The 18,232-nt window shown below is 62.3% G+C and carries 14 protein-coding genes and 1 pseudogene; 13 read left to right on the forward strand and 2 right to left on the reverse strand.

The window, feature by feature from the left end:
- Nucleotides 1–10 precede the first annotated feature (10 nt).
- The 5 genes from dgcA (at nucleotide 11) to RR51_RS29005 (ending at nucleotide 7,637) form a co-directional block, all read left to right on the forward strand.
- Complete coding sequence (dgcA, locus tag RR51_RS08460) at nucleotides 11–2,071, forward strand: dimethylglycine demethylation protein DgcA (RefSeq protein WP_013970508.1); 2,061 nt, start codon at nucleotides 11–13, stop codon at nucleotides 2,069–2,071.
- Nucleotides 2,072–2,248: 177 nt separating this feature from the next.
- Nucleotides 2,249–4,201, forward strand: a complete 1,953-nt coding sequence (gene dgcB, locus RR51_RS08465; protein WP_013970509.1) for a dimethylglycine demethylation protein DgcB — start codon at nucleotides 2,249–2,251, stop codon at nucleotides 4,199–4,201.
- Nucleotides 4,201–5,433 (forward strand): electron transfer flavoprotein subunit alpha, encoded by a 1,233-nt coding sequence (gene etfA, locus RR51_RS08470; RefSeq protein ID WP_039613190.1) that lies wholly within the window; start codon nucleotides 4,201–4,203, stop codon nucleotides 5,431–5,433. Before dgcB ends, etfA begins: the two co-directional genes overlap by 1 nt.
- Before the next feature lie 10 nt (nucleotides 5,434–5,443).
- Nucleotides 5,444–6,214, forward strand: coding sequence for an electron transfer flavoprotein subunit beta (gene etfB / locus RR51_RS08475; RefSeq protein WP_039613191.1), 771 nt, complete (start codon nucleotides 5,444–5,446; stop codon nucleotides 6,212–6,214).
- Nucleotides 6,215–6,893: 679 nt separating this feature from the next.
- Nucleotides 6,894–7,637 carry an RHS repeat-associated core domain-containing protein gene (locus RR51_RS29005; protein WP_082044666.1) on the forward strand — a complete coding sequence of 248 codons (744 nt, stop codon included), beginning with the start codon at nucleotides 6,894–6,896 and terminating at the stop codon, nucleotides 7,635–7,637.
- Nucleotides 7,638–7,682: 45 nt separating this feature from the next.
- Here the strand turns inward: RR51_RS29005 and gbcA are convergent, their stop codons facing one another.
- Nucleotides 7,683–8,975: a glycine-betaine demethylase subunit GbcA gene (gene gbcA / locus RR51_RS08480; RefSeq protein WP_015268653.1), complete on the reverse strand. Its 1,293-nt coding sequence runs from the start codon at nucleotides 8,973–8,975 to the stop codon at nucleotides 7,683–7,685.
- A gap of 294 nt (nucleotides 8,976–9,269) precedes the next feature.
- On the opposite strand from gbcA, the gene gbcB reads away from it, so the two are divergent.
- From gbcB to RR51_RS31910, 6 genes and pseudogenes are all read left to right on the forward strand, one after another.
- The gene (gene gbcB / locus RR51_RS08485) at nucleotides 9,270–10,370 is read left to right on the forward strand and encodes a glycine-betaine demethylase subunit GbcB (RefSeq protein ID WP_015268654.1); all 1,101 of its coding nucleotides are present in this window, start codon (nucleotides 9,270–9,272) and stop codon (nucleotides 10,368–10,370) included.
- Nucleotides 10,371–10,488: 118 nt separating this feature from the next.
- A complete protein-coding gene (locus RR51_RS29010; protein ID WP_236693258.1) occupies nucleotides 10,489–11,178 on the forward strand; it encodes an RHS repeat-associated core domain-containing protein in 690 nt (229 codons plus the stop codon).
- A 361-nt stretch (nucleotides 11,179–11,539) separates the two neighbouring features.
- The gene (locus RR51_RS08490; protein WP_003257514.1) at nucleotides 11,540–11,770 is read left to right on the forward strand and encodes a hypothetical protein; all 231 of its coding nucleotides are present in this window, start codon (nucleotides 11,540–11,542) and stop codon (nucleotides 11,768–11,770) included.
- Nucleotides 11,767–12,069 (forward strand): cell division protein ZapA, encoded by a 303-nt coding sequence (locus tag RR51_RS08495; protein WP_003257516.1) that lies wholly within the window; start codon nucleotides 11,767–11,769, stop codon nucleotides 12,067–12,069. Before RR51_RS08490 ends, RR51_RS08495 begins: the two co-directional genes overlap by 4 nt.
- A 217-nt stretch (nucleotides 12,070–12,286) precedes the next feature.
- Nucleotides 12,287–13,315: pseudogene (locus tag RR51_RS31905) on the forward strand (HAMP domain-containing protein); the annotation flags it as partial.
- 135 nt (nucleotides 13,316–13,450) lie between these two features.
- A complete protein-coding gene (locus RR51_RS31910; protein ID WP_371264017.1) occupies nucleotides 13,451–14,179 on the forward strand; it encodes a methyl-accepting chemotaxis protein in 729 nt (242 codons plus the stop codon).
- 153 nt (nucleotides 14,180–14,332) lie between these two features.
- Here the strand turns inward: RR51_RS31910 and RR51_RS08505 are convergent, their stop codons facing one another.
- Nucleotides 14,333–15,373: a threonine aldolase family protein gene (locus RR51_RS08505; protein WP_039613193.1), complete on the reverse strand. Its 1,041-nt coding sequence runs from the start codon at nucleotides 15,371–15,373 to the stop codon at nucleotides 14,333–14,335.
- Between the two features lie 338 nt (nucleotides 15,374–15,711).
- On the opposite strand from RR51_RS08505, the gene RR51_RS08510 reads away from it, so the two are divergent.
- Nucleotides 15,712–16,965: a serine hydroxymethyltransferase gene (locus tag RR51_RS08510; protein WP_025337394.1), complete on the forward strand. Its 1,254-nt coding sequence runs from the start codon at nucleotides 15,712–15,714 to the stop codon at nucleotides 16,963–16,965.
- Between the two features lie 15 nt (nucleotides 16,966–16,980).
- Complete coding sequence (locus tag RR51_RS08515; RefSeq protein WP_003255680.1) at nucleotides 16,981–18,231, forward strand: sarcosine oxidase subunit beta family protein; 1,251 nt, start codon at nucleotides 16,981–16,983, stop codon at nucleotides 18,229–18,231.
- Nucleotide 18,232 lies beyond the last annotated feature (1 nt).

Raw genomic sequence — 18,232 nt, forward strand, 5'->3', positions numbered from 1 at the left:
AGATAGCGTCATGGCATTCGAAGCAATGTTCCAGCCGATCCAGATCGGCAAACTGACCATCCGCAACCGTGTGCTCAGCACCGCGCACGCTGAGGTCTACGCCACTGACGGCGGCATGACTACCGACCGCTACGTGAAGTACTACGAAGAAAAGGCCAAGGGCGGTATCGGCCTGGCGATCTGCGGCGGCTCGTCGGTGGTGGCCATCGACAGCCCGCAGGAGTGGTGGTCGTCGGTCAACCTGTCGACCGACCGCATCATCCCGCACTTCCAGAACCTGGCCGACGCCATGCACAAGCATGGCGCCAAGATCATGATCCAGATTACCCACATGGGCCGTCGCTCCCGCTGGGACGGCTTCAACTGGCCGACCCTGATGTCGCCGTCGGGTATCCGTGAACCCGTGCACCGCGCCACCTGCAAGACCATCGAGGTGGAAGAGATCTGGCGCGTGATCGGCAACTATGCGCAAGCTGCCCGCCGTGCGAAGGAAGGCGGCCTGGACGGCGTGGAACTGTCGGCCGTGCACCAGCACATGATCGACCAGTTCTGGAGCCCACGGGTCAACAAGCGTACTGACGAATGGGGCGGCACCTTCGAAGGCCGCATGAAGTTCGGCCTGGAAGTACTGAAGGCCGTGCGCGCCGAAGTCGGTGACGACTTCTGCGTGGGCATGCGTATCTGTGGCGACGAATTCCACCCCGATGGCCTCAGCCACGAGGACATGAAGCAGATCGCTGCCTACTACGACGCCACCGGCATGCTCGACTTCATCGGCGTGGTCGGCTCGGGTTGCGACACCCACAACACCCTGGCCAACGTCATCCCGAACATGAGCTACCCGCCGGAGCCGTTCCTGCACCTGGCGGCCGGCATCAAGGAAGTGGTCAAGGTACCGGTGCTGCACGCGCAGAACATCAAGGACCCGAACCAGGCTACCCGTATCCTCGAAGGTGGCTACGTGGACATGGTCGGCATGACCCGTGCGCACATGGCCGACCCGCACCTGATCGCCAAGATCAAGATGGGCCAGATCGACCAGATCAAGCAGTGCGTCGGTGCCAACTACTGCATCGACCGCCAGTACCAGGGCCTGGATGTGCTGTGCATCCAGAACGCCGCGACCTCCCGTGAATACATGGGCGTGCCGCACATCATCGAGAAGACCACCGGCGCCAAGCGCAAGGTGGTGGTGGTTGGTGCCGGCCCGGCCGGCATGGAAGCGGCCCGTGTGGCTGCCGAACGTGGCCACGATGTGACCCTGTTCGAGAAGAAGGAGCAGATTGGCGGGCAGATCACCATCGCCGCCAAGGCCCCGCAGCGTGACCAGATCGCCGGTATCACCCGTTGGTACCAGCTGGAGCTGGCGCGCCTGAAGGTCGACCTGCGCCTGGGCACCGCCGCCGACGTGGCTGCCATCCAGGACCTGCGCCCGGACATCATCGTGCTGGCGGTAGGTGGGCATTCCTTCCTGGAGCAGAACGAGCACTGGGGCGCCGCCGAAGGGCTGGTAGTCAGCAGCTGGGACGTGCTCGACGGCAAGGTTGCGCCGGGCAAGAACGTGCTGGTGTACGACACCATCTGCGAGTTCACTGGCATGTCGGTGGCAGACTTCATCGCCGACAAGGGCAGCCAGGTCGAGATCGTCACCGACGATATCAAGCCAGGCGTGGCCATGGGCGGTACTACCTTCCCGACCTACTACCGCAGCATGTATCCGAAAGAAGTGATCATGACCGGCGACATGATGCTGGAAAAGGTCTACCGCGAAGGCGACAAGCTGGTGGCGGTGCTGGAAAACGAATACACCGGTGCCAAGGAAGAGCGCGTGGTCGACCAGGTGGTGGTGGAGAACGGCGTGCGTCCTGACGAGCAGCTGTACTACGCACTGAAGGAAGGTTCGCGCAACAAAGGCCAGATCGACGTGGAGGCGCTGTTCGCCATCAAGCCACAGCCGATCCTCAGCCAGCCGGGCGAAGGCTACCTGCTGTACCGCATCGGCGACTGCGTGGCCCAGCGCAACGTGCATGCGGCGATCTACGACGCCTTGCGCCTGTGCAAGGACTTCTGATCGAGAAAAATCGTCGCCACCGGGCGCGGTCCCTGTGGGAGCGGGTTCACCCGCGAAAGCGTCAGCACAAGCAACAGAGTTGTCTGATCTGACGCATTCGCGGGTAAACCCGCTCCTACAAGGGGCCAATCCCATCTTCAGAGTGGCGCAAGAATCCAGCTGTTGTGGGAGCCTCCCATGTTGAACACCCTTCTACCAATCCTGCTGTTCGCTGCCCTTGGCCTGGCAGTGCTCGGCGCCCTGCGCCGGGTGCGCATGTGGCGGCGTGGCCGGCCGTCCAAGGTCAACCTGATCGGCGGCCTGCTGGCCATGCCGCGCCGCTACCTGGTGGACCTGCACCATGTGGTCGAGCGCGACAAGTACATGTCCAAGACCCACGTGGCCACCGCTGGCGGCTTCGTGCTGTCGGCCGTGCTGGCGATCCTGGTGCACGGCTTCGGCTTGCAGAGCAAGATCCTCGGCTACGCGTTGCTGGTGGCCACGGTGATCATGTTCAGCGGCGCCATCTTCGTCTTCAAGCGCCGCCTCAACCCGCCTTCGCGCCTGTCCAAGGGCCCGTGGATGCGCCTGCCGAAGAGCTTGCTGGCGTTTGCCGTTAGCTTCTTCATCGCCACCTTGCCGGTTGCCGGCATCCTGCCGGCCAACACCGGTGGCTGGGTGATGGTGGGCATTCTCGGTCTGGGCGTGCTGTGGGGCGTGTCGGAGCTGTTCTTCGGCATGACCTGGGGCGGCCCGATGAAACACGCCTTCGCCGGTGCCCTGCACCTGGCCTGGCACCGCCGCGCCGAACGCTTTGGCGGCGGCCGTTCCACCGGCCTCAAGCCGCTGGACCTGGAAGACCCGAACGCGCCGCTGGGCGTGGAAAAGCCGGTGGACTTCACCTGGAACCAGCTGCTGGGCTTCGACGCCTGCGTGCAGTGCGGTAAATGCGAAGCCATGTGCCCGGCCTTTGCCGCCGGCCAGCCGCTGAACCCGAAAAAGCTCATCCAGGACATGGTCATCGGCCTGGCCGGTGGCACCGACGCGCAGTTCGCCGGCAGCCCATACCCGGGCAAACCGATCGGTGAACATGGCGGCCACCCGCACCAGCCGATCGTCAATGGCCTGGTCGACGCCGAAACGCTGTGGTCGTGCACCACTTGCCGTGCCTGCGTCGAGGAGTGCCCGATGATGATCGAGCACGTCGATGCCATCGTCGACATGCGTCGTCACCTCACCCTGGAAAAAGGCGCTACCCCGAACAAGGGCGCCGAAGTGCTGGACAACCTGATCGCTACCGATAACCCGGGCGGCTTCGCCCCAGGCGGGCGCATGAACTGGGCCGCCGACCTCAACCTGCAACTGCTGTCGGAGGTGAAAACCACCGAGGTGCTGTTCTGGGTCGGTGACGGTGCCTTCGACATGCGCAACCAGCGCACCCTGCGCTCGTTCGTCAAAGTGCTCAAGGCGTCGGGCGTGGACTTTGCCGTGCTCGGCCTGGAAGAGCGCGACAGCGGCGACGTGGCACGCCGACTGGGTGATGAAGCGACCTTCCAGCAATTGGCCAAACGCAATATCCAGACCCTGGCCAAGTACAAGTTCCAGCGCATCGTCACCTGCGACCCGCACAGCTTCCACGTGCTGAAGAACGAGTACGGCGCCCTGGGCGGCGACTACCAGGTGCAGCACCACAGCACCTACATCGCCGAATTGATCGCGGCCAACAAGCTCAACCTCGGCCAGCACAAGGGCGGCAGCGTCACCTACCACGACCCGTGCTACCTGGGTCGTTACAACGGTGAGTACGAAGCTCCGCGTGCCGTGCTCAAGGCCCTGGGTATCGAAGTGCGCGAGATGCAGCGCTCGGGCTTCCGTTCCCGTTGCTGCGGCGGTGGTGGCGGTGCGCCGATCACCGACATCCCTGGCAAGCAGCGTATCCCGGACATGCGCATGGACGACATCCGCGAGACCGAGGCCGAGCTGGTAGCTGTGGGTTGCCCACAGTGCACCGCCATGCTCGAAGGTGTGGTCGAACCGCGCCCGCAGATCAAGGACCTGGCCGAACTGGTGGCCGACGTGCTGATCGAAGAGGACGCGCCCTCTGCCCCAAAGCCGCAAACGGCCAAACGTGAACCTGCGGAGGTGCACTGATGAGCGACATTATCCGCCGCGACCCACGCGCCGAGTGGATCGCCCGTAACCGTCTGCACCCGCTGCATGCAGCGATGCAGACGCAGCAGACCAGCTGGATGGGGCCCAACGGCCTCATCCGCAAGAACCCCCACGCGATTGCCGCAGGCTTCATCGGCCCGGCCGGCATCAAGCGCATCGACCGCAGCGGCGCCCAGCAGGGCACCGCCGTGGGCGGGCGACGCACGGCGGCGGCCGAAGTCAAGCTGCCGCTGCACCAGGTGCCGGCGCCGGCGTTCTACATCGCCGTGGTGCCGGACATGGTCGGTGGCCGCCTGAGCAGCCACGACCGCGACCTGCTCGGCCTGGCCCACAGCCTGGCCGGCAGCGACGGTGCGGTGCTGGCAGTGGTGTTTGGCGAGCACAAGGAAAGCAACTTTTCCACAGCCGGGGTCGACCGCCTGCTGGTCATCGAAGGCGAGGCTTTCGAAGGTTATGCACCGGAGCAACTGGTACAAGGCTTGCGGGCTGTGGATAACCAGTTCACCCCGCGCCACTGGCTGCTGCCCGACAGCCGCACCGGTGGCGGCGAACTGGGCCGGCGCCTGGGCGCGGCACTGGGCGAGCGCCCGGCAACGCGGGTATGGCAGGTCAAAGACGGCCAGTGCATCGGCCGTGCCGGTGCCGGCCAGCAAGACCTGCAACGCGCCGTACCACGCTTGATCCTGGCGGCGGCCGAGTGCGCCGAGCCAGTCAGCGAAACCCGTCACGAAGCGCTGCCGGTGGAGTTGTCCACAAGCGTGGCGCGCAGCCTGTCGCGCATCGAAGACCTCGGCTCGGTGGCCGTGGACCCGGCCACCATTGCCATGGCTGAAGCCGAGTTCATCGTCTCGGGCGGCAACGGGGTCAAGGACTGGGACCTGTATCACAAGGCCACCGCGGCCCTTGGCGCCACCGAAGGCGCCTCGCGGGTGGCGGTGGACGACGGCTTCATGCCGCGCAACCGCCAGGTGGGTGCCACCGGTACCTGGGTTACCGCGCGGGTCTACGTGGCTGTGGGTATCTCGGGCGCGATCCAGCACCTGCAGGGCATCGGCGCCTGCGACAAGGTGGTGGCGATCAACATGGACCCGGGCTGCGACATGATCAAACGGGCCGACCTGTCGGTGATTGGTGACAGTTCGGCGATTCTCCAGGCACTGATCGAGGCTGTGGACAACTACCGCAGCGGCGGCCAGCGCGACGCGGCATAAGGGCACGAGCATGAGTACGAAAGTGATCAGCCTGGTTTCCATCGGTGCCCACCCCAGCTCCGGTCGCGCTCGCCGCGCCGAGCAGGATGCGCGCGCCGTGGAGCTGGGTTTGCAGCTGGCGGGGGGTAACTTGCAGGTGGTGCATGCCGGCGACCCACGGGAAGAGGCGCTGCGCGCCTACCTGGGGATGGGCCTGGACCATCTGGATGTGCTGGAGCAGCCGGCCGGTGCCGACGTGCTGGGCGTGCTCGGGGATTACCTGCGCGATGCCGGGGCACAGCTGGTGCTGACCGGCAGCCAGGCCGAGACTGGCGAAGGGTCGGGCATGTTGCCGTTCCTGTTGGCCGAAAAGCTCGGCTGGCCACTGATTGTGGGGTTGGCTGAAGTGGAGTCGATCGACAACGGCACCGCCCAGGTATTGCAGGCGCTGCCGCGCGGTCAGCGGCGTCGACTGAAGGTACGCCTGCCGCTGCTGGCGACTGTGGATAACGCTGCGCCCAAGCCACGCCAGAGCGCTTTCGGGCCGGCGCGTCGGGGTGTGTTGGCGGCACGCAACGTGGCTATCGTCGAGGACGAACTGCTGGCCGAAGCCGAACTGCAGCCAGCCCGCCCACGGCCCAAGCGGCTTAAGGTGATCAAGGCCAAGAGCGGTGCCGACCGGATGAAGGCGGCGACGGCCAAGGCCAGTGGTGGCGGTGGCAAGGTGTTGAAGGACGTTTCTGCACAGGAAGGCGCCGAGGCCATCCTCAAGCTGCTGGTGGAAGAAGGCGTGCTGCGCTAGAGCCTCACGCGGTCCCGGTGTAGGAGCGGCCTTGTGTGGCGATGGGCTGCGCAGCAGCCCCAGCAATCTTGACTCGTAGTCGAGATCCTGGGGCCGCGTTGCTGCCCATCGCGACACAAGGCCGCTCCTACATTCAATACTCAGCATCCATCCGAGCGCTTTTGCCCACCAAATCTGTTCGCCAAGGTGTGGATAAAGTGTTGGCGCATGGCCGCAGCCCTTGTCTGACGTGGCCTCCAAGCGTTTGATCAAAAAACGATCAGTCTTATCCCTGCCTTCGCATGCAAAGCACGGCAGCACCCTGCCGATTTTGCCCACAATCGCTGTTAGCCGGTCTGTGGATAATCTGTTCGGCAACACCTGTAAGCGGTGTAGTCAAAGGCTTTGGCAGATCTGTTCAAAAATTGAACAATCCCGCCCGGATGCTACGCGATGCCTGAAAATCAAGCCCTTGGGTCACTTATCAACAGGGCGATCGCAAAAAGCTCATTGGTTGCCCACAAAGTCTGTTGGTGTTTCTGTGGACAAGATGTATGAACTCCGCTGTAGGCCAGTTAATACGCGACCTTGGCTGATATGGTCAAATAATGATCAAGGTCCTACCTGACATTTTTGCCAGTACGCGAATGTTCAACCAACCATTACCGTATCCACAGGTCTTCGTATTTGTGAATAACTCATGGCGACATACCTGCTAAATGCCGATCGGCAGCACTCTGTACTGGGTGCGCATCTCGGCGGCCCGCGTGCTTATGCGCCTTATGGAGTCATGAGCGCCGCCTGCGCACCAGGGCTGGCATTTTGTGGAGAGTATCGGGACCCAGTGACTGGGAATTACCCACTGGGAAATGGCCATCGTACCTACACACCCTCGCTCATGCGTTTCCAGTCACCGGACACGCAAAGCCCGTTCGGCGAGGGCGGGCTCAATGCTTATTTGTACTGCCTTGGTGACCCGGTCAACCACCGCGATCCCACAGGGCAGAAGGCAGAGGATTATCTACTGCCAGTGCTGAGTATCCTTACCAACGTGCTAGGTCTGTTTATCAGCGCGCTACGATTCAGAGCTTTCGTCAAGCAGGTGGGTGCTAGTCGAAGAATTGCCGTGGAAAGCCTTTCACCGTCGATTATGCCGCCAACACGACAGGATTGGGCTTTGTCCAGCGTGAGTGCGGTCGCTGGCGTTGCGGGGTTGACCATTGGTGTTGTGAGAACGGCCGATCCTGAAAACAACTGGCAGACATGGGCCTTGGCTGCGCTGACCGTTGTGTCGCTCGCAACGACGGGCTATGAGGCATGGGGGCAGGCTCAGGAGAAGCCATGGAAAACGGACACGCCTGTCGCTTTGGGGCCGCGAGAATTTCCGCCTACCGCAAATGTGAACACTTCAGCGGCCGGTATCAGAGGCATAACCCCATCCTAGAAGTACGGATAGCGACATCTGTCGCTATCCGTATTTCCCGGGCAGTTACTGCGCCTGCACTTCTTTCAGGTAAGGCGCAGGTTCCGCGCCCAGATTGTTCAGCAAGCGCTGGCTATACCAGTCAATGAAGTTGACCACGCCAAACTCGTAGGTCTTCGAGTACGGGCCAGGCTGGTAAGCGGTGGAGTTGATACCGCGCTGGTTTTCTTCGGCCAGGCGACGGTCCTGATCGTTCGTCGCGTCCCACACCTTGCGCATCTGCTCAGGGTCGTAGTCCACGCCTTCCACGGCATCCTTGTGCACCAACCACTTGGTGGTGACCATGGTTTCCTGGGCGCTGATCGGCCACACGGTGAACACGATCATGTGGTCGCCCATGCAGTGGTTCCAGGAGTGCGGCAGGTGCAGGATGCGCATCGAGCCCAGGTCCGGGTTCTTGATGCGGCCCATCAGCTTCTTGCACGCCTGCTTGCCATCCATGGTCATCGACACGGTCCCCTTGAGCAGCGGCATACGCACGATACGGTTACGCAGGCCATGGCTCTTGTGCAGGTACGGGATCTTCTCGGCTTCCCAGGCAGCGGCGGAGGCGGCTACGTGGTCCTTGAAGGCCTGGTCGGCGCGAGGGTCGTTGGTGTCATCCCACTCCAGCAGGGTTTTCAGCAGCTCAGGGTGCGACCCATTGCAGTGGTAGCACTCGCGGTTGTTTTCCAGCACCAGTTTCCAATTGGCCTTTTCCATCAAGGTGGTTTGTACCGCCACCTTGGTGTTTTCCATGTCGTACGGTTCCATGTAGTGGTCCAGGGTGGCCAGGAACTCGTCGATGGCGGGCGGGTTTTCCGCCAGGCTGATGAAGATGTAGCCGCCAGCGACCTTCACGTTCACCGGCTTCAGGCCATACTGGTTCATGTCGAAGTCGGCGCCCATTTCAGTGCCGGCGAACAGCAAGCGGCCGTCCAGCTCGTAGGTCCACTGGTGGTAAGGGCAGACCAGCTTGGCCACCTTGCCTTTTTCGCTGGTGCACAGACGCGAGCCGCGGTGGCGGCAGACGTTATGGAAGGCATGCACCTTACCCTCGGCACCACGGATCACGATGATCGGGTTCTTGCCGATCTGCAGGGTCAGGAAGTTGCCCTTTGTCGGGATCTCGCTTACCAGCCCCGCGATCAGCCACTCCTTGTGGAAGATCTCCTGCATGTCGATCTGGAACAGACGCTCGTCGGTGTAGAAAGGCTGGGGCAGCGAGTAGGTGCGCTCGCGGGTCTGCAGCATCTCGGCGGTGGCCTTGCGTGCAGGTTCCAGTGGATCGCCCAGGCTCAGGGTTGCGGTGACGTCCATCGTGTATTCCTCGGGGCCGTGTGCGGCCGGCAAAAGGTGGCTAATCGTTGTTGTGGTGCCGCAAGGCTGCTCATCAGAAACAGCTAGTTGTTTTGCCGTGGAGTGTGCGTCCGAAGGCGTCATGAACCGTATCCATGGGCGACATGGCCGATTTGAATTACGACGCGCCAGCCCTTGCAGTGCGGGGCTGGTCGCGATAAGCACGCCGATGTCGCTGGCAGGAATGTACGTCGTCTTCAGCTTGCGCATTATCCAAGCCATAAAACGGCCAATAGTCGGCTGCTGGAGATGAACATGTCCGATACCTTCCTCAATCCGGTCACTACCCAGACCTGGGCCAACGGCCGCCACATCGTGCGCTGCGTCAAGGTCATCCAGGAGACCTGGGACGTGCGCACCTTCTGCTTCATGGCCGATCAACCGATCATGTTCTTCTTCAAGCCGGGGCAGTTCGTCACCCTGGAGCTGGAGATCGAAGGCAAGCCGGTGATGCGTTCCTACACCATCTCCAGTTCACCGTCGGTGCCCTACAGCTTCTCGATCACCGTCAAGCGTGTACCGGGCGGCCTGGTGTCCAACTTCCTCCACGACACCATGCACGAAGGCGCCGAGCTGCCGGTGCACGGCCCGGTGGGGCTGTTCAACGCCATCGATTTCCCGGCGCAGAAGGTGCTGTACCTCTCGGGCGGTGTCGGGATCACCCCGGTCATGTCGATGGCACGCTGGTTCTACGACACCAACGGCAATGTCGACATGGTGTTCGTGCACAGCGCCCGTTCGCCGAAGGACATCATCTACCATCGCGAGTTGGAGCAGATGGCCTCGCGCATCCCCAATTTCAGCCTGCACATCATTTGTGAAAAGCATGGCCTGGGTGAGCCGTGGGCGGGTTATCGCGGTTACCTCAACCAGCGCCTGATGGAGCTGATCGCGCCGGACTACATGGACCGTGTGGTGTTCTGCTGCGGCCCGACGCCATACATGACTGCGGTCAAGCGCATGCTCGAAGCGGTCGGCTTCGACATGAAGAACTATCACGAGGAATCGTTCGGTGCGACGCCGCCTGAGGCCAAGGCCGATGCGGTGGAGCATGCCGAGCAGGCTGCCGACGCGCCGGAACTGGATGCGGCCGACCTCAACCTGGTGGAGTTCATCGGCAGCGAGAAGAGCATCCGCATCGCCCCGGGCGAGACCGTGCACGCGGCGGCCGCCAAGGTTGGCCTGATGATCCCGAAAGCCTGCGGTATGGGCATTTGCGGCACCTGCAAGGTGCTCAAGCTGGGCGGCGAAGTGGAGATGGAGCACAACGGCGGCATTACCGAAGAGGACGAAGCCGAGGGCTACATCCTGTCGTGCTGCAGTGTGCCGAAAGGAGATGTGCGGATCGATTACTGATCCGGTGTTCCCAGGGCCGCAAAGCGGCCCTGTTCTGTTTCACAACTGGTATTTCCGACAGTTCCAGATTACCCGAGGTACCAAATAGAATTGCCTCAGTCCTCTTTGAGTATTGAGCATGAACCGTTGCCATTTGCTAGTTGTTGATATGAGCGGTTCAGTGTTTTACGGCAGCCACTGCAGAACACACGGCGCATATGACCCCTATGGTGCACATCCAGGCAATGCTGCTTGGGTACTCGCATTTAATGGCGAGCGCCGAGATAACCTCACAGGCTTTTATCTGCTCGGCAATGGCAGAAGAGCATATAGCTCCGCATCAAGGCGATTCTTGTCTGCAGACCAGCTAAGCCCATTTTCCAAGGGGGGTATCAATGCTTATGCCTATTGCTTGGGAGATCCGGTTAACAGGCAAGATCCGAGCGGAGCATTCAGCATTCTCTCGTTTCTCAAAAGCGCGATATGGCTAGGCTCGCGGATTAAAGCAGCTTGGGCTCGTCCAGCTAGATTGAAGGTGTTGGCTGAAGCGGCTCAATGGACGGCCGGTATCGGAGGCAGCCTGGCTTTTTACGGAGTACCTGGTGGTAAAGAGTTGGCGACTGCTGGGAGTATTGTGAAGGTCGGGTTAAAAGGACTTTCGGTCGGCAGGTCGCTGAAGAAACAGGTTGAGAATAGTTCTGGGCCTCTCATGATGGATTTGGCTGGGGCTGAATTTTCGCCCTTCGTTGGCCCTACCACCGCCAGCGAGTCTCCAAGCCCCTTGGAGCTTGCTGAACAGATCAGGGCTGTATCTCGTCCAACCCATTAAAGTCCAAGGCAAGGCGTGACAAATCTGCAATCACCGCACGGGCCTGTCGCGCCCCGGTAGCACTCTGCACTGACATGTCATTGATGTTCGCCAGGTTGCGTCCACTTTCCGCGTCACTTCTTCCACAGCGCTGATCATCTCGATGAGGGTGCTGGCCGCCTGTTCGATTTCGTTGTTCTGCTGCTGGCCGCGGGCGCTTTCGTCTGTCCTTTTCCTGACCGGCGGTTGACCCAGGTCGGAACAAGGGGCCGGCTACCCTGTCAATCTGCGGGTTAGACACTTTGTGAATCCGATATTTAATGGCGATGGGCCGCACTTTTCTTTATCGTGTGCGCCCCTCGCAACAACCTGAGATAGACCCATGCTGGAAGCTTCCCTGAATCAAATCGAGCAACTGGTCAGCGACCTGATGCAGAAGAACGCTCAACTCACCGAGCAGAACGCCGCCCTCGGTCAGGAACTGGCCCAGGCCAAGGAAGAGAACGAAACCCTGCAGCTGTCGCTGATGGAGCAGGAAGAGAAGAACGGCAGCACGGCCGCACGCCTGCAGGCCCTGCTCGAGCGCGCCAACGCCGGCGTCGTAGGCGCATGACACTTCGAGCGCAGCCGATCAATGTCGTGTCGATCCTCGGCAACGACTATTCGATCAAGGCGCCTGAAGGCCAGGAAGCGACCCTGGCCCAGGCGGTGCAGATGCTCAACACCGCCCTGGCCCAGACCAAGCGTCAGTACCCGACCCTGATCGGCGACAAGCTGCTGGTGCTGGCCGCGCTGAACCTGTGTTCGCGGCAGATCGAGCTGCAGGATGAGCACCGCAAGACGCTGGAGCGTACCCAGGCGCAGATCGATGCCACGGTGGATGCCATCGTGCGGACCATAGCCGAACAATAAGGCCTTACATCGTCCTCTGTGGGAGCGGATTCACCCGCGAATGCGTCAGTGTATTCAGCATCGCATTCGCGGGTAAACCCACAGGGTATCTGATTGCTTCAGGTCACTGGATTAAATGGATACGCAAGTGTATACACTTTCCGCAAAACAATAATTATGCGGGGAGTAGGGCATGCGTATCTGGCGTAAAAGCATCCAGTGGCAGTTGATCTCCAGCATGGGCGCAGCCCTGCTGGCGAGCATCCTGGTGGTGGTCATCATTTTCACGGTGGCGCTAAACCGTCTCACCGAACGCTATCTGGTCGATACCGCGCTGCCCGCCAGCATCGAGGCCATCCGCAACGACATCGAGCGCATGCTCGGACAGCCGCTGGTGGCGGCGGCGGATATTGCCGGCAACACCCTGCTGCGCGACTGGCTTGCCGCCGGTGAAGACCCCGCCCATGCCGCTCCATTCATCGAGTACCTGACCGCCGCCAAGCAGCGCAACCAGGCCTTCACCACCTTGTTCGTCTCGACCGACACCGGCCACTACTACAACGAGAATGGCCTGGACCGTACCCTCAGTCGCAGCAATCCCAAGGACAAATGGTTCTACGGCTACATCGACAGCGGTGCCGAACGCCTGATCAACATCGACATCGACGGTGCCACCGGCGAGCTCGCGCTGTTCATCGATTATCGCGTGGAAAAGAATGGCCAACTGGTCGGTGTGGCCGGTATGGGCCTGCGCATGACCGAACTGTCGAAGCTGATCCATGACTTCAAATTTGGCGAGCACGGTAAAGTGTTCCTGGTGCGTAACGATGGCCTGATCCAGGTTCATCCGGACGCTGCCTTCAGCGGCAAACGCCAGCTCACCGAACAGCTCGGCGCGGATGCCGCCAAGGTGCTGATGACCGGCGGCGAAGGCCTGCGCAGCAGCCGCTTCAGCCGTGACGGCGAAAGCTACCTGGCGCTCGGCCTGCCCCTGCGCGACCTCAACTGGACCCTGGTGGCCGAGGTGCCGGAGGAGGAAATCTACGCGCCAATGCACCAGGCGGTATGGCTGACCAGCCTGATCGGTGGTGCCGTGGCCCTGGTGTCGCTGTTGCTGGTGGTGCTGCTGGCGCGTGGTCTGGTGCGGCCGATCCGCCGCGTCACAGCGGCGTTGGTGCAGATTGGCAGTGGCGCGGGTGACCTGAGCCATCGGCTGGACGATTCACGCCAGGACGAACTGGGTGACCTGGCGCGTGGCTTCAACCGCTTCCTCGACAGCCAGCGCCGGTTGATCGGCGAGGTATTGCACACTTCCGAGCGGCTGCACCTGGCGGTCGAGCAGGTGACACAGGTGGTGGACAACACCGCCGAGCGTTCCGGGCGCCAGCAGGAAATGACTGAAATGGTCGCTACCGCCGTGCACGAAATGGGTTTGACCGTGCAGGACATTGCCCGCAATGCCGGTGATGCGGCCCAGGCCTCGCAGTCGGCGAGGGACGAAGCCTTGCAGGCGCGTGAAGTGGTGCAGCGCTCGATCCGTGGTATCGAGGGGATGTCGGGTGATATCGGCAAGGCTGCCGAGGCAGTCAGCCAACTTGCCGATGAAGTAGCCTCGATCGACGAAGTTCTTGCGGTTATTCGTAGTATTTCCGAGCAAACCAACCTGCTGGCGCTGAATGCCGCCATCGAGGCGGCCAGGGCAGGGGAGATGGGCCGTGGATTTGCCGTGGTGGCCGATGAGGTGCGTACCTTGGCCCGGCGCACGCAGCTGTCCACCGACGAAGTGCAGCAGATGATCCAGCGCTTGAAGCAGGGCGCGGGTTCGGCTGTGAGTTCGATGCAGGCTGGGCAGCAGGCGACGGGTAGCGGGGTGGAGTCTAGCCAGCGCACCGGAGCGTCATTGGGGGCGATCACTGACCAGGTCGAGCACATCAGCGACATGAACCATCAGGTAGCTACTGCGACCGAAGAGCAGTCGGCGGTGACCGAGGAGATCAATCGTACGGTGCAGGGGATTTCCGACCTGGCGCGGGAGACCGCGGCGGAGGTGCAGGGCTGTCGTGAAGAGTGCCAGGCGCTGCGTGGCTTGGCGGATGACCTGGCGCGGCAGATGGGTGGGTTCAGGCTTTAGATCAGTGTTGGCTTCTTCGCGGGTAAATCCGCTCCCACAGGTTCATCATTGCTCTTGAGGGCAGAGCTGTACCTGTAGCTCCCACAGGCTCACCTCAGGCCTTGAAACCTGCGCGATCCCTGTGGGAGCGGGTTTACCCGCGAATGCGGCCTGTCAGGCGCTGATGATGGCGCGGATATCCGCCGCCAGCTCGCGCACCCGCTCTTCCTCGGTATCCCACGAGCACATGAACCGCGCCCCGCCGCTACCAATGAAGGTATAGAACCGCCATCCCCTGCTGCGCAGTGCCTCGATCGCATGCTCCGGCATCTGCAGGAACACCCCGTTGGCCTCAACCGGGAACATCAGATCCACTCCCGGCAAGTCACTCACCAGCGAGGCGAGCAGCTGCGCGCAATGGTTGGCATGCGTGCCATGGCGCAGCCAGGCGCCATCTTCCAGCAGGCCCACCCAAGGCGCCGACAGGAAGCGCATCTTCGATGCCAATTGCCCGGCCTGCTTGCAGCGGTAGTCGAAGTCCTCGGCCAGTTGGCGGTTGAAGAACAGGATCGCCTCGCCCACCGCCATGCCGTTCTTGGTGCCGCCAAAGCACAGTACATCGACACCGGCCTTCCAGGTCAGCTCTGCCGGGCTGCAGCCCAGGAACGAGCAGGCATTGCTGAAGCGGGCACCGTCCATGTGCAGGTTCAGTCCCAGCTCCTTGCAGGTGGCGCTGATCGCCTTCAGCTCATCGGGGCGATAGACGGTGCCCACCTCGGTGGCCTGGGTAATGGTCACCACCCGTGGCTTGGGGTAGTGGATGTCCTGGCGCTTCAGCGCCACTTCGCGGATCGACTGTGGTGTCAGCTTGCCGTTGACGCTGGGCGCGGTCAGCAGCTTGGAGCCGTTGGAGAAGAACTCCGGCGCACCGCACTCGTCGGTTTCGACGTGGGCGGTCTCGGAGCAGATCACGCTATGGTAGCTCTGGCACAGCGAGGCCAGGGCCAGGGAGTTGGCGGCGGTGCCGTTGAAGGCGAAGAACACCTCGCAGTCGGTTTCGAACAGCTTGCGGAAGTATTCCGCGGCGCGTTCGGTCCACTGGTCGTCGCCGTAGGCGCGGTCGTGGCCATGGTTGGCCTTTTCCATCGCTGCCCAGGCTTCGGGGCAGATGCCGGAATAGTTGTCGCTGGCGAATTGTTGGCTCTTATCTGTCATGACACTGTCCTGTGAACGACGCAGAACAGCACTCTAAACCATCGATTCAGCAGTTGCCTATACAAGCGGTGCAGCGTTTGATTTCGGCATTGCCTGTACTGGCCTATTCGCGGCTAAAGCCGCTCCCACTGGGAGATTGCAAGCATTGAGGCAGCGCCGTACCTGTGGGAGCGGGTTCACCCGCGAAAGGGCCGGCACGGTCAACACAAAAGCGAATGTCGTAAACGCGCCATTGCAAGGCGTGCGCAGGCATCTGACCCGCCCCGGCCAGTCATAACATCGCCACAAAGGGCCACAGTGCCCCACGACAAAAAACGATCGCTGCCGGGAGATACACGATGTTCAGCAAGCAAGACCAGATTCAGGGTTACGACGATGCACTGCTGGCGGCGATGAATGCCGAAGAGCAGCGCCAGGAAGACCACATCGAGCTGATCGCCTCGGAAAACTACACCTCCAAGCGCGTGATGCAGGCCCAAGGCAGCGGCCTGACCAACAAGTACGCCGAAGGCTACCCGGGCAAGCGCTACTACGGTGGCTGCGAGCACGTGGACAAGGTAGAAGCCCTGGCCATCGAGCGCGCCAAGCAGCTGTTCGGTGCCGACTACGCCAACGTCCAGCCGCACTCCGGCTCCTCGGCCAACGGCGCCGTCTACCTAGCCCTGCTGCAGGCTGGTGACACCATCCTCGGCATGAGCCTGGCCCACGGCGGCCACCTGACCCACGGTGCCAAGGTGTCGTCTTCGGGCAAACTTTACAACGCTGTGCAATACGGCATCGACACCAACACCGGCCTGATCGACTACGACGAAGTCGAGCGCCTGGCTGTCGAGCACAAGCCAAAAATGATCGTTGCCGGCTTCTCGGCCTACTCCAAGACCCTCGACTTCCCACGCTTCCGCGCCATCGCCGACAAGGTCGGTGCGCTGCTGTTCGTCGACATGGCCCACGTAGCCGGCCTGGTTGCCGCTGGCCTGTACCCGAACCCGATTCCGTTCGCCGATGTGGTTACCACCACCACTCACAAGACCCTGCGCGGCCCACGCGGCGGCCTGATCCTGGCCAAGTCGAACGAAGAGATCGAGAAGAAGCTGAACGCCGCGGTGTTCCCCGGCGCCCAGGGCGGCCCGCTGATGCACGTGATCGCCGCCAAGGCGGTTTGCTTCAAGGAAGCGCTGGAGCCTGAATTCAAGGCCTACCAGCAACAAGTGATCGAAAACGCCCAGGCCATGGCCCAGGTGTTCATCGACCGCGGCTACGACGTGGTTTCCGGTGGCACCGACAACCACCTGTTCCTGGTCAGCCTGATCCGCCAGGGCCTCACCGGCAAAGATGCCGACGCCGCCCTGGGCCGCGCGCACATCACCGTCAACAAGAACGCCGTGCCGAATGACCCGCAGTCGCCATTCGTCACCTCGGGCCTGCGTATCGGCACCCCGGCCGTCACCACCCGCGGCTTCAAGGTCGCTCAGTGCGTGGCCCTGGCCGGCTGGATCTGCGACATCCTCGACAACCTCGGTGACGCAGACGTCGAAGCCGATGTGGCGAAGAACGTCGCGGCCCTGTGCGCAGATTTCCCTGTTTACCGCTGAGTGGAGCCACACACCATGCAACGTTACTCGGGCTTCGGCCTTTTCAAGCACTCCCTCAGCCACCACGAGAACTGGCAGCGCATGTGGCGCACGCCAACCCCTAAAAAGGTCTACGACGTGGTTATCGTCGGCGGTGGCGGCCATGGCCTTGCCACGGCCTACTACCTGGCCAAAGAGCACGGCATCACCAACGTTGCCGTGATCGAGAAGGGCTACCTGGGCGGCGGCAACACCGCCCGTAACACCACCATCGTGCGTTCCAACTACCTGTGGGACGAGTCGGCGCACCTGTACGAGCACGCCATGAAGCTGTGGGAGGGCCTGTCCCAGGACCTCAACTACAACGTGATGTTCTCCCAGCGCGGCGTGTACAACCTGTGCCACACCCTGCAGGACATGCGTGACTCCGAGCGCCGGGTCAGCGCCAACCGCCTGAACGGCGTGGACGGCGAGTTGCTCAACACCGCCCAGGTCGCGGCCGAGATCCCGTACCTGGATTGCTCGAAGAACACCCGCTACCCGATCCTTGGTGCTACCGTGCAGCGCCGTGGCGGCGTGGCCCGTCACGACGCCGTGGCCTGGGGCTTCGCCCGTGCCGCCGACGCCCTGGGCGTGGACCTGATCCAGCAGACCGAAGTGATCGGCTTCCGCAAGGAAAACGGCGCGGTCATCGGTGTCGAAACCAACAAAGGCTTCATCGGCGCCAAGCGCGTCGGCGTGGTCACCGCCGGTAACTCCGGGCACATGGCCAAGCTGGCCGGCTTCCGCCTGCCGCTGGAATCGCACCCGCTGCAAGCACTGGTATCCGAGCCGATCAAGCCGATCATCGACAGCGTGATCATGTCCAACGCCGTGCACGGCTACATCAGCCAGTCCGACAAGGGCGACCTGGTGATCGGTGCCGGTATCGACGGCTGGGTCGGCTACGGCCAGCGCGGTTCGTACCCGGTGATCGAGCACACCCTGCAGGCCATCGTCGAGATGTTCCCCAACCTCTCGCGCGTGCGCATGAACCGCCAGTGGGGCGGCATCGTCGATACCTCGCCGGACGCTTGCCCGATCATCACCAAGACCCCGGTCAAGAACATGTTCTTCAACTGCGGTTGGGGTACTGGCGGCTTCAAGGCGACCCCGGGTTCGGGCAACGTCTTCGCCGCGAGCCTGGCCAAGGGCGAAATGCACCCACTGGCCGCGCCGTTCTCCATGGACCGTTTCTACAACGGCGCACTGATCGACGAACACGGCGCCGCCGCCGTCGCCCACTAAC

Origin of the sequence: Pseudomonas sp. C5pp, from assembly GCF_000814065.1 — a bacterium.
Taxonomy (GTDB): domain Bacteria; phylum Pseudomonadota; class Gammaproteobacteria; order Pseudomonadales; family Pseudomonadaceae; genus Aquipseudomonas; species Aquipseudomonas asiatica.